Raw genomic sequence first — 14,781 nt, forward strand, 5'->3', positions numbered from 1 at the left:
TCTACTCGCCCGGTCGGATTTCGACCTTGCCGCGAGGTCCCTTGGTTTTGATCTCTGTAAGGAACCCGGAGAACTCAAGCGGCGAGTCGTGGATGTCAACGACGACGATCTCGTACTGATAGCGGCCATCGGCAACCAGACGACCAGCGTCATCCAAACCGTCCCAGCTCATCCTAAGAGGCGGTTTCTCCCAGCCGCTGAATGTGCGGACGATTTCGCCAAACGCATTCTTTATCAGAACCTGCCAGCGCTTGATCGGAGCGCGGCTCATCAGACGCACGTCCATCCACAGAACGTTCTGCTCCTGTTCGAGTGTCGGCGTGAATACCGGTGGCGTGGCGTCAATCCAGACCCGGAACCCGGAGAAGTCCAAGAACACGCCAGCCTTGTGCGTTGGCGCTAGCCGATAGTTAGACTGATAGTGGAGCAGGAAAGCGTAGTCAATACCAATCGCCATCTTGCCCCAGGCCTTATGCACGCCCAGTCCGAGGCTGATCTCGTTCGGGTCCATTCCGACCCGTTGGTAGAAGATACCAGGTACCAGCGCAAACTCAGCACCGCCGCGCGGTATCAGGCCTAGAGTGAAACGTGTAGTCGGGTTACCGATAGAGTCTCGGCCCAGAAGCAGCGGAGTCGAAACGTCGGCTGTAACCGTGGCCCGACCGTCGAGCAGCCGCACCGCAGCACCTGCCCTCAGACTGCGCGGAAACTTCTCCGTCATGTTGCGCAGCTGCAGGGTCGGCGCGATGAGGTTCTGTGCAAACAGTCCGAAGCTCAATGGTTCGGGCCGGGTCACCAATACACCGAGGTCAGCGCCGATGCCGATATCTGAATACTGAGCGATGTTCTTCGTCACCACCTTCAGTGTCGCGCCGAAGCCCAGGAAACGGACCGGGCTGTAGCAGTACGACATCATGTAGGCGTTCTCAAAGAACACGTAGTTGTCCCAATGCTGATTGTCCGGAGTACGCGACTCAAGACCTTCAGCCCCGTAGTTCAAGAGATTCAGACCGAAAGTGCCCCATTCCTTGGTCGGTAGCGCGTAGGCAATGTACTCCAGGCGAGCGCCGTACAATTGAGAATGGGCCAGCATGACTTCGTGGGAGTTGAGCTGGAAGAGTCCGCCGGGGTTGAAATAGACTGCCTGAGCATCATCAGATACACCAGTAAATGCTTTGCCAAGCGCCAGCGCCCTTGGTGCCGGCGCGTAGTTCAGCATCGCACCCGGAAGACCACCCTCAGCGTTCGCCGTAGAAAGCCACAACACCAGACTGGCAAGCGACACAAGAAGAAGGAACCGTGCTACCATACTACTCCGAGGCGATGTGCACGCCGGTACGTGGTCCCGGTGTGCTCCTCGCTCAGAACTTGGACAACATAGATGCCATTTGCCACCCGGCGACCCTGGGCATTCCTGCCGTCCCACTGGAGCCGGTTGATGCCACTCATGGCGCCCCGCTGGCCGCCTGGGAAATGCCATGACCTGACTTCATTGCCAAAGGGGTCATAGATTGTGACCCAAGTCTCGGCTGCAGTTCGTAGGAAGTAAAAGATGGTGGCCGATTCGAGGTTGAAGCCGAAGGGGTTGGGGAATGCGCCGATTTCAGAAGCATCAGGCCGGTCAACGTAAATACCTTTATATGCGTCAATGTCCGCGCTGACCTTAATTGTATCGTGCTCAGCGCCGTGGTCCGCAGTGCAGAGGAACCGGGCTCTGACCCTGCCCAGGGTATCTGAAAGCAGCGCGGTATCAAGCATCATACCACTGCCCCTTACCACTGCGAAGCGACACGGAGCGGAAGTAACCGGCAGGAGGTTAGCGTCCTTCAGCGTCACGTGTATGTCAGTGGTGTCGCCAGCGCGTACCGTATCCGGCGCCACAATTTCGATGCTCGCAACACGCGCCCGGATGTCGAGCCAACTCGGATACGTTGTGTACCGACCGTCAATCGTTCTGGCCCAGATGTTCTGGTTCGGTTTCGCAATGATGAACTGGGTCGAGAACTCCACGCCATCCCCCAACTCAGCCTTTTCTGGACTGTATTGAAAGGCAAAGCTGGAGCCAAGCTCAACCGAATCACCAGGTGCACTCACTCGGTTCCAGCACGCGTCGCAGGCATAGACCGTTGTCTTGAAATCGGTCCGTGCGTACTGGGTCAGGGGCTGGCCAGCCTTACCTGGCGTATCCCATGGGTTTGTCGTCGGGTCTCCAGGCAGGGGTGTTTCACCCGGAAGGAGCAGTAGCAATTGGCTGAATACCCCTGGGCGTACGATAAACTCGGTCGAAGCGCCCGGTTTGCCAGGCGAGCCGCCGCCAGGCAGGGCGGTTATCCGGTGTTGACCCGCCTGGCGCAGAGTAGCCTGAAAAGTCCCTCGGCCGTCAATTAGCTTCCCACCAGCCGGCAGTTGGGCAAAACTGTCTGTAGCATCGAAATAGACGCTGTCGCTTCGGAACCGGACAACATTGTGCCAGCGGTCGGTCAGGTAAACGTCAAAGTCGAAGGCCACCCCAGCATCCTGAGAGTTCGGCGGCGTTGGCATCCGGCCGGTCGGTGTGCCAGGTGCCCACTGCTCTCCGGCCAAGACAACCAGGAACTTGTCCGGTGGGCCGGTAAGCACCTCGAACTTGTTGCTCTGCCCCACTATCGTACCAAGAGAATCAATCTTTGTGCAACGGAGCGCAAGGCTGTCGGCAAGCGTCACCATTACCTTCTTGCGACAGATGCCTTGCGTGAACTCAGCGTAATTGGGATACACGTAAGTGTACAAACCGTCCTTGGTGGTCGAAAGTATGGCCGTTGCGTTTAGCGGGTAGATGCCGCCGTACGGGTCCTTGGCGACTACCGTTATCTCGATAGAATCGCCGGCGAGCACGGTCGTATCAATGGTACTGAACTCGAACGAGTTCAGCTGGGCCACGAGCAACAGGGCCAAAGCTGTGCTCATCGAAATGTGCGACATTCTATACCCCTTCCACACGATGTCAACAAAAAAAACACAATGAGGAGGACTTGACCGGGCGGGGCGGTCCACATAGTCTCACTTCGTGCCACCGCCGACCTTCTCCACTGGCGCAGTCAGGGTCTGGGGCATGCGCTTTGCCGCGCTGCGGGCTTTCGTCTCGGCGGCCACAGGTATCGCAGTATCAAGTTTCGGACTTGTACCATGGTGGGGGGGTCTAATTTTGGTCGCACTGGGTCTGGCCGCAGCCTGGCCAACAAGGGGATGGTCTTTGTATGCTTGCCTTGCCGGTGCGACGTTTGCCTATTCCTCCTCTCGTGGCAATCCCGTGCCTGACACAAAAGTGTACGAGTGTCACAGTTTCCGAGGGGTGGTTATCCAGGAACCGCCCGATGATTCAGTTAGCCGAGCAGTAATACAGATTGAACATCCTGTGTCCTGCAAGGTCGTACTCTGGCTCAACGGTCACTCTCCGATAAGGTACGGCGACCTTGTCCTCGTCCGCGGACAGGCCCGGAAGTTTGACCATCCGCGCAATCCGGGTGTGTTCGACCTCGACAGCTACATGCGGTCAAAAGGCATTGTCGGTGAGCTGTCCGCTGAGGCCAGGAATGTGACCATACTCAGTCACGGCCGGGGTTGCCCGGTGGTACGGTGTCTTGTGGAGCCAATGCGCAGGTATGTCCTCACCGCGGCACGCCATCTCTTGCCCAACCAGGAAGCTGGCCTGCTTGTTGGACTGCTCTTGGGCGAACGCCAGGGAATACCGCTGCCAACCCGGTCAGCGTTTGCCGATTCTGGTACGATGCATGTTCTGGCCGTATCTGGTCTTCACGTCGGGATCGTGGTCTATGCAATCTGGCTGTTACTCTCGGTAGCACGAATCCGCGGATGGTGGAGGTTCGGTCTAACCGCAGTACTTATCGCGGCGTACGTACTCCTGACCGGCGCACGTGCCTCGGCAATGCGGGCCGGGATAATGAGCCTTGCGGTGCTGCTGTCCTTCCCGACCCAGCGGAAGATTGACCCGCTCTCAAGTCTCGCGGTGGCGGGCATTATCATCTTGCTTCTTGCCCCTTCGAGCCTGTCCGACATCGGATTCCAGCTTTCCTTTGCGGCCGCAGCAAGCATCGTCCTTACGCACTCAGCGTTTGACCCAGTGGCGAGTCGAATCCAGTCCGGACTTATTCGCAACCTGGTATTCTGGCCGTTTGTCGTAAGTCTTGCTGCATCGCTGGGCACCGGCCCGCTCTTGCTCTTGCATTTCCACCGGGTGCAACTACTGTCCGCGCTGTTCAGTCCGGTCATTATCCTCCCCGTATCTGTTGCCATCCCGCTCGGAATGCTTGTGCTGACGCTCTTCCCGTTGAGCAATGTGCTGGCCGGTTTTTTCGCCGAGACCCTTCACTTGGTGCTAAGTGCGGTTCTGAAGCTCGTTTCCTTCTTTGGCACCCAGCAATGGACGATTCTCGAACCAGGGCCGGTCCCTTGGCTTGCTGTCTCTTTGGTATATGGCCTCATGCTCCTGGCAGTGAACTGGCGCCAGAACTGGGCAAGAACCGGGCTGCGAGTCGGAATAGCATTAGGTCTGAACCTGCTTATGTGGCGCGGGGCTTTCGTCAATCCCCAGACTAGGGCGACATTCCTTGAGCCGGTGAGAGGCGACTGTTTAATGCTCGAAGACACGCTCGGCCGGCTCGTGCTCATTGATGCTGGTGTGAGCAAGACAGGGGTGCTACGTGATTACCTACGGTACCGCGGCATCCATCGAATTGACCTCGCGGTAGTCACGCATCCGGACAATGACCACTACGGCGGGCTATTGGATATTGACGACCGATGTCGGATACACCGTCTCGTGGTACCCACATTGTCCGGCGGCGAGGAATATCAACGTCTGCTGGCACGGTTTGCGGCCCGCGGTACCGAGCTAGTGGTTGCCGGCAAAGGCACGAAGGTCCGCGGGCTGGGCTTCAACTTGGAATTCATATGGCCCGAGCCGCAGGCTCAGACCCTCTACCGGGACAACCTCTTGCCGAGCAACGACGTATCGCTTGTGTGCAGGTATGAACACGCTGGATTCCGCATGCTGCTGACCGGAGACTTTGAGAAACCAGACCTGATTGCTGACCAGGATATTCATGCTGCACTACTGAAGTCTCCACATCACGGAAGCATCAAAGGGAATCCGCCGTCGCTGTACGACAAAGTGCGACCGGACTACGTCGTTGTCATGGGCAGGTATCCCACGCCGGCCGAGCTTGAAACAAGACTTGCTTGGTTGGGCGAGCGGTATGTGAACACAAGGCAGCGCGGTGCGTGGGAACTCGTGTTCAGAGATGGCAGACCTTCCACCCATTACCTTGTGCATGCGACTGGCAACTAGCCCTCTGTTTCCCATCGGTCTATGATGCAATTGAAGCCGAATTTGCGCCAGGCGTGCTTGACCGGTAGGCGGACCGGCCTAGTATTCCGGTATGAAATACCGGACACCTGTGGTGCTAGTGCGACGCTATTGCTCAGAAGTACTGTCGGTGTCCAAACATCGAAACGCGGGCTTGGCACTCAAACCAAACGGCGACATGCGCATTGTCCAGAACAAGACTTCCTGCTTCTACAACTCGCTTAGATGGACATTGGTGGAGCAGGCAAAGCAGGGCTCAAAGGACAACGGCCCTTGACACAAGGCAGAGTGGACACCAGCAGGCTAGCAGGTGGCGCACAGCATTCCGTCAGCTCTTGGTGGATTCATCAGCAAGCGAGTCGACGCCGATGAGACCTCTTTTCATCCAGAAACAGCACTACGCCGATTTAGCATCGCTCGCCGGCGCAGTTACCGGATTCCAGTCATCCGCTGCCAACGTCACGAGCATGATGAGTTCGTTCTCAACCTCGTCATCACACGGTGGCAGGTTCTCAGGCGGAGGCGGTGGTGCAGGAAGGGGTAGCAGTTCTGGTGCCGGCTAGTGCGGGTACGCCCGGGCGGCTTCGAGTCGGTCTTGCACTCGGATTTGGGGTAGCCGTTCTGTCGTCCGCCTCCATACTCATCAAGAAAGCCGAGGCTCCGAGCCTTGTAATCGCGGCCGGACGGTTGCTCGTAGCTTCACTCGTGCTTGCTCCGTTTTTTTGGATCCGGTTTCCCAAGCTACGGTCCCAACTTGGCCGGGAAAAGTGGTCCCTTGTAGTCCTGGCCGGACTCCTGCTGGCTGCTCACTTCGCCCTTTGGGTGGAGTCGCTCCGACACACCACAGTTGCAAGTTCGGTCGTACTTGTGGCAACTGACCCGATATTTGTGGCAGTCGCATCGCCACTGATTCTGCACGAACGAGTGTCTGGCCGGCTTGCGACTGCGGTCGGCCTGGGCGTGGTGGGTATGATGGTAATCGCCGGTCCCGGCCTTTGGTCTGGCCTGGTGACAAGGGGGAATCTTCTCGCCCTGGGAGGCGCGGCGTGCGCGGCCGGATATCTTTTGGTCGGTCGCAGGGTCCGGCCGGAAATGGACCTGCTTCCCTACATCTATATTTTATACAGCGTGGCCGGGGTTCTTCTGCTTGCAGGAACTCTGGCAGCCAGGCAGCGGTTCACCGGTTACCCAGGTACTGTCTACTTGTGGATCGTGCTTCTGGGGTTGGGGCCCCAGCTCATCGGGCACACCACCTTCAACTGGGCACTCCGGTACCTGAACGCTCCGGCGGTTGGAATGGCCATTCTCGGTGAACCGGTCGGCGCTACGATACTCGCGTGGCTGTTGCTCCGCGAAACACCGGCCTGGTTCGAACTCACCGGCGGTGCAATCATCCTCGCTGCCGTCTACCTAGCCATCGTCAGCCGGCACAGACTACAGGTCAAGGTGCCAAATGGGTGATTTCAACTTGACACGAAGACGCACGGAACTAGCCTTGAGTATGGATGACGTACGTGCCCAGGAGGACCACCGGCAGGTCCCGATTGACCGAGTCGGTGTGAAGGGGCTGCGCTATCCGGTTGTGCTCCTAGACAAAGCTCGACGTAAGCAGCATACCGTGGCGGTAATCAACATGTACGTCTCGCTGCCTCAGAGCTCGCGCGGCACACACATGGGCCGATTCGTCGAAATCTTGAACCAGTACCATGACGAGATTGACATCCACAAGCTCGGCTCAATCCTGCGCGAGGTCAAGCAGCGGCTTGGTGCCGAGTCCGCGCATCTTGAGATGGAGTTTCCTTACTTCATTGAGAAGAAGGCACCGGTGTCAGGAGCCCAGGCATTGATGGACTACCGCTGTACCTTACGGGCCGACCTTGCTGACCGGTTCAGATTGCGTATCGGCGCGGCAGTTCCGGTTGCAACCCTGTGTCCGTGTTCCAAAGAAATGGTCGGCACGAGCGGACACAACCAGCGGGCTGAAATCACCGTCATCGCCGAGCTCCGCGGATTCCTATGGCTTGAGGACCTGATTGAACTGGTCGAGGACTGCGGCTCAAGCGAGGTGTATTCCTTGCTGAAGCAGGAGGATGAACGGCACGTAACGAGCCGGGCGCTGGAAAACCCGGCGTTTGTCGAGGACGTTGTTCGGAACGTGGCGCTGAAGCTCGGCGCATGCCCAGAGATAGCCGGATTCGAAGTCGCGGTCGAGAGTTTCGAGTCAATCCACCACCACGATGCGTACGCCTTTGTACGGAGCGACAGAAAGTGAGTCGTTTCCAGCTCGTCGAAGTGACCACCGACGCGCGCTTAGCGTGATCGAAGTTCTGCTCGTTGACTGCTATCCGGACAACTACAAGGATCGGGTTCCACACTACATAAGGGCGATCAATGCGTCCGGTCGTGTGGCCGTGACAGTAGACTATCGGTCAGTGCGGGCTGGCTATCGACTGCCGCCAGTCCAGGCCGTAGTCGTCTCCGGCTCGCCGATGATGCTATCCGAAACTGACCCGCCTGAAAGACTGACCGCGTTCGTCCTCAGTCTTGATCGCCCGGTGCTCGGCATCTGTTACGGGCATCAGCTGCTGGCAAGACTGGCAGGTGCGAGAGTGTACCGCGGCGAGCGCATCGAGCGTATCGAGACGATACGGGTTTCGAAACCCCACCCCATCTTTACCGGGCTCGGAAATAGGTTCCCCATGCTTGAGAGTCACTGTGAGTACGTACTGCCGAACGAGGTTGAATCAGCTGGATTCGAGGTGTTGGCAACTTCATCTTCCTGTCCGGTCGAAACAATCCGTCACCGGACAAGGCCATGGTTTGGAGTCCAGTTCCACCCGGAGCGCTCGGCCGAACAGGGCACGACACTAGTGAGCAACTTTGTCAGACTCGTCGTAGAATCCCTTCGAGCCTGATTCCTGATTAGTCTTAGAACGTCCTACCGACTTGGAAGTGCGGCTCCCAGCGGCCGCCACCCTCACGGTCAAACCCGTACCCGAAATCGAAACCGAGCTGTCCAAGCATCGGGATTTCCAGGCGCACGCCGACACCGGCACCGCGCTTGAGGTCCGATAGACTGAACTGCTCCAGTGAATTCCAGGTGTTGCCCGCGTCGGCAAATGCCAGGAACGAAAGCTGGGGCGAGAGCCTCAGCTTGTACTCAAGTGAGAACAAAGCCAAGGCCTTGCCACCAACCAAATACCCGGCCTGACGCGGGCTAATGCCTTGGTCCGGATAGCCGCGAACCCCGTCCGGGCCGGTGCCGCCTGCATAGAAGCGTTCATACAGCGGTACTGTATCACGAGCTGTGAACCCGGTGATGTACCCAAGTCTAGTCCGCCCCATAAGTGAGAACTTCCAGAATAGCGGGAAGTACTGACTCGCGTCCAGGATGTGGCGGTGGAACCTGATGTCCCCAACCGACGTAGTCAGTGAGTAGGAAACCGATGAGCCGGACGCGGCATTGAACACGTAATCGCGCGAGTCGCGGTGGAGCGTCAGGCTTGGACTGAACGCAGTCTTGTGAACCGTATCCTTGCGGATGTCATAAGGGTTGTTCTCACCTGGGTCGTAGCCGGCAGTAATCGAAGAAGGTGGCACATACGCGTCTGAGACCCGCAGACCGAGGTACGCCCGGGCATAATCGAGGGGCAACGGCCTGGAAAAAGACACGCCACCGCCGATTTCCTGCTTATCGTAGTAGGCATAGTTGCGGGTAAGGTAGGCAACATCGAACCCAGCCGAGGTCGGTGTGTCAAGAAACCAAGGCTCGGTGAAACTTGTCTGTACATTGGTCTTCTTTCCCCCCTTCTCCAGCTTCACCGCTGCCTGCTGGCCCCGACCGAAAAGGTTGGGCTGCTGCAGTTCAATGTATCCAGTGATACCCTCCGGACCAGAATAGGTAATACCGGCACCAATCGTGCCAAAGAACCCCTTCTCCTTCACCCGATAGATAAGGTCAATCGAACCCAGAGTATCAGCAACCCGGTGGTCAAGACTGACGTCCTCAAAAAAGCCGAGGTTGAATATCTCTCGCTGGCTACGGACTACATCCGAGCGCTTGAACCGATAACCCGGTAGCGTCGTAACCCGACGACGGATGACCTTATCCAGTGTCTGCTGATTACCCTCAATCACCACAAGCCGGACGAGGGCTGGTTTGTTCTCGACGATGCTATAAGTGATGTCCACCGTGTCATGCCGCATCTTCTCGGTCGGAGTAACCGAGGCGTAGATGTAGCCTTCCTCAGAGTAAGCAGCGTAGATATCGGCTAGGGTAGCCTGGGCGAGCTTAGTGTTGTAAACCTTGCCGCTACGATAGCGGACAAGCGGCCGGAGCCTGTCTTCAGGTATCACTGAGTCGCCTTCAAACTCGACCGAGCCAAAATAGTAGCGGCTTCCTTCTTTGACCACGATGGAAATCTCGGCCCAACCCTCGTTGAACCGCATCTGGTAGTCGAGAACCTTGCAGTCGAGAAAACCGCGCTCCTTGTAGAAGTCAACGATGCGGTCAAGGTCCTTCACGAACTCGTCCTCTCTGAGCCGAGCCTTGCGGTACCAAGTCTTCTGCCGGTTCACAAGATGGATTTCGATTTGGGGGTCGGTGAAACACTCGTTGCCGATGATCTCGATGTTGCGAATCCGAACCGGCTCTCCCTCGTCAATCTGGAAGCTGAGAATCCTACGGTTGGCTGAGTCCGGTTCGGACAACTCATGTTCGACCCTTACCAACAGGAACCCGCGTTCTTTGTACAGCTTCAGGATTTCCTGCTGCCAGTCGAAAATCTTATGGTCGGACAGGATCTCGCCCGGCTGAACCTTAAGCCTGGACTCGAGGTCGCGGAGCCGCACCCGGCGATACCCCTCGAACTCAACCCTGGCAAGCTTGGGAAATTCCCTTGTTACGAACCGGATCGAAACGCCGTCGGCGATGCGAGTGGTCTCGGCAATGACCTGAGAGAATATGCCGAGCCCGTACAGCCGACGAATTGCATCGGCCAATTCGGTTCTAAAACCGGCGTTCGTGAACGCTTCACCAGGTGTAATACCGGCAGTTCGGACAACGAGCATGGAATCCGCGGTACGGGTGTAAGCCGACACAGCAAGCACCACAACCTTCTCATCAGACCTCGGTTCAGGTTGAACCGGTGCATCATTGGTGCCGGCCGCTGTCACCCCAGCCAGCAAAAGGCAGCTGAGAAAAAGATTCACTCGGAAGCCGGTGCCGACCCTGTAGGGGTATCTTCCTTATCAGCAGAAACCGGCTCGGTCGGAGCCTTGGTGCTATTGACTGGACCCTTAGCCTCAACCTTGGTCTCCTCGAACACCAGCCGGTCGCCGTCCCGGTCCACCTTGATGACCGAGTGGTCCCGGAAACGGTTGCGCAGCAGCTCCTCGGCAAGCGGATCCTCAAGGAGTCGGCGCAGGGCGCGCTTTATCGGTCGGGCACCGAACTGTGGATCAAACCCCTCCTGGACTAGGAGTTCCTTAGCCGCCGGAGTAAGTTCAAGCTGGAGTTTCCTTTCCCGCAGCCGTCCGGCCAACTCGCCGAGTTGAATATCAACAATGGCTTCCATCTGGTCTTTGTCCAAGGGACGGAACACGATGACCTCATCCACCCGGTTCAGGAATTCGGGTCGGAAGAAACGCTTCACCTCGGCCATCACCTTGTCCCGAATTGACTCATAGTTAGCCTGGGCTCCTTCGGCCTTGAACCCGAAACCCGCAACGCCCCGGATTTCGGTGGAAGCAATGTTCGAAGTCATTATCACGACCGTGTTCTTGAAACTTACTCTGCGACCAAGAGAGTCCGTAACCTGGCCATCATCAAGAATCTGCAGGAGAATGTTGAAAACATCCGGATGCGCCTTCTCGATTTCGTCGAACAGGACTACCGAATACTGCTTGCGCCGCACCTTCTCGGTAAGCTGCCCGCCTTCTTCGTATCCGACGTACCCGGGTGGCGCGCCGACCAGGCGAGAGACGTTGAACTTCTCCATGTACTCTGACATGTCGAAACGCAGGAGCGCATCCTCGTCGCCAAACATGAAAAGGGCCAGTACCCGGGCGAGCTCAGTCTTACCCACCCCGGTCGGACCAAGGAAGATAAAAGACCCGATGGGCCGCCGTGGGTCCTTGACTCCGGCCCGTGAGCGCCGGATTGCTTTGGCGATGGCAGCAATAGCATGGTCCTGACCCACAACACGCTTGCCAATCTCCTCTTCCATCCTGAGCAGGCGCGCGGACTCTTTTTCTTCGAGTTTGGCGAGCGGAACCTGGGTCCAGGACGAAACTACATAGGCAATATCTTCCTCGGTAACGACCGGGAAACTGCCTTTCCTTTCCCACTCGCGTCGCTTGCGCTTGAGATACTCTGTCAACTTCTTCTGTTCGTCCCGCAATTCGGCCGCCTTCTCGAATTCCTGACGTCTAACCGCATCCTCCTTGGCCGCGCTCAACTTCTCGATGCGACGCTCAATCTCATCCAGCTCCGGATTGATGACCGGCCGCAAGAGCTTGACGCGCGAGCCGGCCTCGTCCATAACGTCAATTGCCTTGTCAGGGAGAAAACGGTCCGAAATGTAGCGGTCAGCCAGATAGGCTGCAGCCTCGAGCGCCTCATCGGTGTAGGCGACATTATGGTGCAGTTCGTACTTTTCCTTCAGGCCTTTCAGGATATCAATTGTCTGACTGACGTTAGGCGGGTCAACGAGAATCTTCTGGAAGCGGCGTTCGAGAGCCGAGTGGCGTTCAACGTACTTTCGATACTCCTCGAGTGTTGTGGCGCCGATCGCCTGCATTTCCCCCCGGGCCAGAGCTGGCTTGAGAATGTTGGATGCGTCAATTGCACCCTCGGCCGCGCCCGCGCCCACGATGGTATGTAGCTCGTCGATAAAGATAATACAATCACGATGCTGCTGCAGTTCATTCAAGATAGACTTAAGTCGCTCTTCGAACTGACCTCGATACTTGGTTCCGGCAACAACCGCAGCCATATCCAGCGCAAGAACACGCCGATTCTTCAAAACACTCGGTACTCGTCCAGTCACGATGCGCTGGGCCAGCCCCTCGACGATTGCTGTCTTGCCTACACCAGCCTCACCGATAAGAACCGGGTTATTCTTCTTGCGGCGGGCGAGAATCTGGATGATCCGTTCAATCTCAACCTCTCGGCCAATAATTGGGTCAAGCTTATCTTCCTTGGCGAGCTGAGTCAGGTCACGGGAGAAGTAGTCGAGTGCGGGTGTCTTGGACCGTGATCGCTGCGGCTGGCCGGTCTTTGAACCGCCGAGCAGCTTCAGGGTTTCACTGCGCACCAGGTCAATGTCCACCCCCAGCGACTGAAGCACCTGACAGGCAAGTCCGCGTTCTTCGCGCAACAGGCCGAGGAGAAGGTGTTCCGTACCGATGTAAGTATGGTTCATCCGGCGCGCCTCGTCTACTGCGTAGTTAAGGCTCGACCGAGCCTCCTGGTTCAGCGGCACTTCACCCAGAACCAGAGTTTCAGACCCGGTCGACACCGCGTTCTCGACCGCACGGCGCAGGTCCTCCATGCTTATACCCAGATTTGTCAGCACGACCGCGGCTACTCCCTCACCTTCCTTAACTAGGCCAAGCAGCAGGTGCTCCGTACCAATGTGATCATGATGAAGTCTAACCGCCTCTTCCCGGGCGAGAGAGATAACCTTTCTAACTCTTTCGGTGAATCGTTCTTGCATGATCGCCCAAAGTTTAGATACCACTTACCAGAGTGTCAAGCCGACTGGTACTCTCTCCTTTAGTTAGACGCAGACGGAACCGTTGAGGGTGCCGGCAGGAATTCTTGACATGGCTGGTGGTTTCTCTACATTAGGTTCATGAACATTACCAGCCCGAACCGGGCAAACCGGGCAGACAGTCAAGAGGATAAGAGGTACGGACCGCTCGAAATCGCAAAGGGAGCACGCCGATGGAGTTTGTAGGAAGAGTGAAGTGGTTCGACACCAAGAAAGGGTATGGATTCATCGAAGCGCCGGACGGTGGCGATGACGTCTTTGTCCATTCAAGCGACGTGCTGCTCCAAGGCAGGCCGCTTGAGCCGGACGAAATGGTGAAGTTTGAGCTCGGCTCGACTCCGCATGGCCGAAGAGCTTTGCGGGTGCGCCGGGAGTCGTCCGCTACCGAATCGCCAGGACGATAGATGAACCCCGATGGCCACTAGTAGCAGCAACTGGGTAGCGGAACAGAAGTCGGCCTAGCGATGATTGACAACCGGCTGCGGCGTTCCTAGTTTTAGACAATGTCACAGGTCTTTCTCGGGCTTGGAGCCAACGTAGGGAACCGTCTCAGAAACTTCGAGCTCGCTGTGGCGCATATCTCTCACTTGGGTCCGGTACGCCGCTCCTTCTGGTACGAAACCGAGCCGGTCGGGATGCCGGACGCAGCTTCTTTTCTGAACGGTGTACTCAGACTGGATACAACGACACCACCAACGGTGCTGTTGGACCAATTGCTTGCAGTCGAGCAAGAACTTGGTCGTAAGCAAGCTGAACGGAGTGGACCTCGGACTATCGACATTGACATTCTTCTATACGGTACTCAGATTGTTGACAAACCCGGGCTGTGCGTACCGCATCCCAGAATGCACGAACGGGCATTTGTTCTTGTGCCATTGTGCGACCTCGCACCGGACGCTGTTCACCCACGACTAGGCCGGACAATGCGCGAACTGCTGGATGGCCTGGACACAAGCGGCGTTAGAAAGCAGGAGTACTAGTGAGATACATTGCGGTTGAGGGGCCAATTGGTGTGGGCAAAACTGCCCTGGCCGAGAAGCTAGCAGAACGACTTTCGGCCAAGCTGGTACTGGAGGAAGTTGACGAAAATCCTTTTCTTGACCGATTCTATGATGACATGGGCGCCTACGCGTTCCAGACCCAGATGTTCTTCCTTCTATCACGGCACCGGCAGCAGCAGAGTCTGAGAGAACCAGACCTTTTTGCCGGGACACTCGTCAGCGACTACGTATTTGAGAAAGACTTTGTATTCGCCACCGTGACCTTGTCCGAGCATGAGCTAGCGCTCTATGAGCGTATCTATAAACTCCTTGCCCAAGAAGCGGTGCGACCCGATGTACTTGTCTATCTTCAGGCACGGACCGAAGTCCTGCTGAGCCGAATAAGGCAGCGCAACCGGCCTTACGAAGCCGGCATTGACCCTGAATATGTCGAGGCAGTGGCCGACGCATATAACCACCATTTCCTGCACTATGACGCTGCACCGCTCCTCATTGTCAATACCGAACAGCTTGACTTCGTACGGAGCCGCGAAGACTTTGACGACCTGTTCCGGGCGATTGAAACAACAACATCGGGCCGCAAGTTCTATTCTCCCCGCGGAAAAAATCGGTAGGAATTCGGAAGGAAGTCATCAGATGC

At 57.0% G+C, this 14,781-nt stretch carries 12 protein-coding genes; 8 read left to right on the top strand and 4 right to left on the bottom strand.

Annotated elements, in window-relative coordinates; all coding sequences use genetic code 11:
• Nucleotide 1 precedes the first annotated feature (1 nt).
• Together ABIL25_02385 and ABIL25_02390 are read right to left on the bottom strand one after the other, a co-directional pair.
• Nucleotides 2-1,309, bottom strand: coding sequence for a FlgD immunoglobulin-like domain containing protein (locus tag ABIL25_02385; protein MEO0081125.1), 1,308 nt, complete (start codon nucleotides 1,307-1,309; stop codon nucleotides 2-4).
• Nucleotides 1,303-2,961 (bottom strand): FlgD immunoglobulin-like domain containing protein, encoded by a 1,659-nt coding sequence (locus tag ABIL25_02390; GenBank protein ID MEO0081126.1) that lies wholly within the window; start codon nucleotides 2,959-2,961, stop codon nucleotides 1,303-1,305. Before ABIL25_02390 ends, ABIL25_02385 begins: the two co-directional genes overlap by 7 nt.
• An 85-nt stretch (nucleotides 2,962-3,046) precedes the next feature.
• On the opposite strand from ABIL25_02390, the gene ABIL25_02395 reads away from it, so the two are divergent.
• The 5 genes from ABIL25_02395 (at nucleotide 3,047) to ABIL25_02415 (ending at nucleotide 8,280) form a co-directional block, all read left to right on the top strand.
• Entirely contained in the window at nucleotides 3,047-5,347 is a 2,301-nt protein-coding gene (locus ABIL25_02395) for a ComEC/Rec2 family competence protein (protein MEO0081127.1), read from the top strand.
• Nucleotides 5,348-5,438: 91 nt separating this feature from the next.
• Nucleotides 5,439-5,642: a hypothetical protein gene (locus ABIL25_02400; GenBank protein ID MEO0081128.1), complete on the top strand. Its 204-nt coding sequence runs from the start codon at nucleotides 5,439-5,441 to the stop codon at nucleotides 5,640-5,642.
• Between the two features lie 251 nt (nucleotides 5,643-5,893).
• Nucleotides 5,894-6,826, top strand: coding sequence for a DMT family transporter (locus ABIL25_02405; GenBank protein MEO0081129.1), 933 nt, complete (start codon nucleotides 5,894-5,896; stop codon nucleotides 6,824-6,826).
• Between the two features lie 40 nt (nucleotides 6,827-6,866).
• Entirely contained in the window at nucleotides 6,867-7,637 is a 771-nt protein-coding gene (gene folE2 / locus ABIL25_02410; GenBank protein MEO0081130.1) for a GTP cyclohydrolase FolE2, read from the top strand.
• 43 nt (nucleotides 7,638-7,680) lie between these two features.
• Nucleotides 7,681-8,280 (top strand): gamma-glutamyl-gamma-aminobutyrate hydrolase family protein, encoded by a 600-nt coding sequence (locus ABIL25_02415; protein MEO0081131.1) that lies wholly within the window; start codon nucleotides 7,681-7,683, stop codon nucleotides 8,278-8,280.
• Nucleotides 8,281-8,293: 13 nt separating this feature from the next.
• Here ABIL25_02415 and bamA read toward each other — a convergent pair whose 3' ends face one another.
• Together bamA and ABIL25_02425 are read right to left on the bottom strand one after the other, a co-directional pair.
• Complete coding sequence (gene bamA / locus ABIL25_02420; protein MEO0081132.1) at nucleotides 8,294-10,576, bottom strand: outer membrane protein assembly factor BamA; 2,283 nt, start codon at nucleotides 10,574-10,576, stop codon at nucleotides 8,294-8,296.
• Complete coding sequence (locus ABIL25_02425) at nucleotides 10,573-13,107, bottom strand: ATP-dependent Clp protease ATP-binding subunit (GenBank protein ID MEO0081133.1); 2,535 nt, start codon at nucleotides 13,105-13,107, stop codon at nucleotides 10,573-10,575. Before ABIL25_02425 ends, bamA begins: the two co-directional genes overlap by 4 nt.
• Before the next feature lie 206 nt (nucleotides 13,108-13,313).
• Between ABIL25_02425 and ABIL25_02430 the strand changes: the two genes are divergently transcribed.
• From ABIL25_02430 to ABIL25_02440, 3 genes are all read left to right on the top strand, one after another.
• Nucleotides 13,314-13,544, top strand: coding sequence for a cold shock domain-containing protein (locus ABIL25_02430; protein MEO0081134.1), 231 nt, complete (start codon nucleotides 13,314-13,316; stop codon nucleotides 13,542-13,544).
• Between the two features lie 99 nt (nucleotides 13,545-13,643).
• Nucleotides 13,644-14,120, top strand: coding sequence for a 2-amino-4-hydroxy-6-hydroxymethyldihydropteridine diphosphokinase (gene folK / locus ABIL25_02435; protein ID MEO0081135.1), 477 nt, complete (start codon nucleotides 13,644-13,646; stop codon nucleotides 14,118-14,120).
• The gene (locus ABIL25_02440; GenBank protein MEO0081136.1) at nucleotides 14,120-14,755 is read left to right on the top strand and encodes a deoxynucleoside kinase; all 636 of its coding nucleotides are present in this window, start codon (nucleotides 14,120-14,122) and stop codon (nucleotides 14,753-14,755) included. Before folK ends, ABIL25_02440 begins: the two co-directional genes overlap by 1 nt.
• The last annotated feature ends 26 nt before the right edge of the window (nucleotides 14,756-14,781 follow it).

Source organism: candidate division WOR-3 bacterium, from assembly GCA_039801365.1.
In the GTDB taxonomy this organism is placed as follows: Bacteria; Hydrothermota; Tepidihabitantia; order Tepidihabitantales; family Tepidihabitantaceae; genus JBDRUN01.

What these genes read in the sequence shown, in the direction of transcription:
- ABIL25_02385 (MEO0081125.1), bottom strand. Translation starts at nt 1,309, where the DNA reads ATGGTAGCACGGTTCCTTCTTCTTGTGTCGCTTGCCAGTCTGGTGTTG.
- ABIL25_02390 (MEO0081126.1), bottom strand. Translation starts at nt 2,961, where the DNA reads ATGTCGCACATTTCGATGAGCACAGCTTTGGCCCTGTTGCTCGTGGCC.
- ABIL25_02400 (MEO0081128.1), top strand. Translation starts at nt 5,439, where the DNA reads ATGAAATACCGGACACCTGTGGTGCTAGTGCGACGCTATTGCTCAGAA.
- folE2 (MEO0081130.1), top strand. Translation starts at nt 6,867, where the DNA reads ATGGATGACGTACGTGCCCAGGAGGACCACCGGCAGGTCCCGATTGAC.
- ABIL25_02430 (MEO0081134.1), top strand. Translation starts at nt 13,314, where the DNA reads ATGGAGTTTGTAGGAAGAGTGAAGTGGTTCGACACCAAGAAAGGGTAT.
- folK (MEO0081135.1), top strand. Translation starts at nt 13,644, where the DNA reads ATGTCACAGGTCTTTCTCGGGCTTGGAGCCAACGTAGGGAACCGTCTC.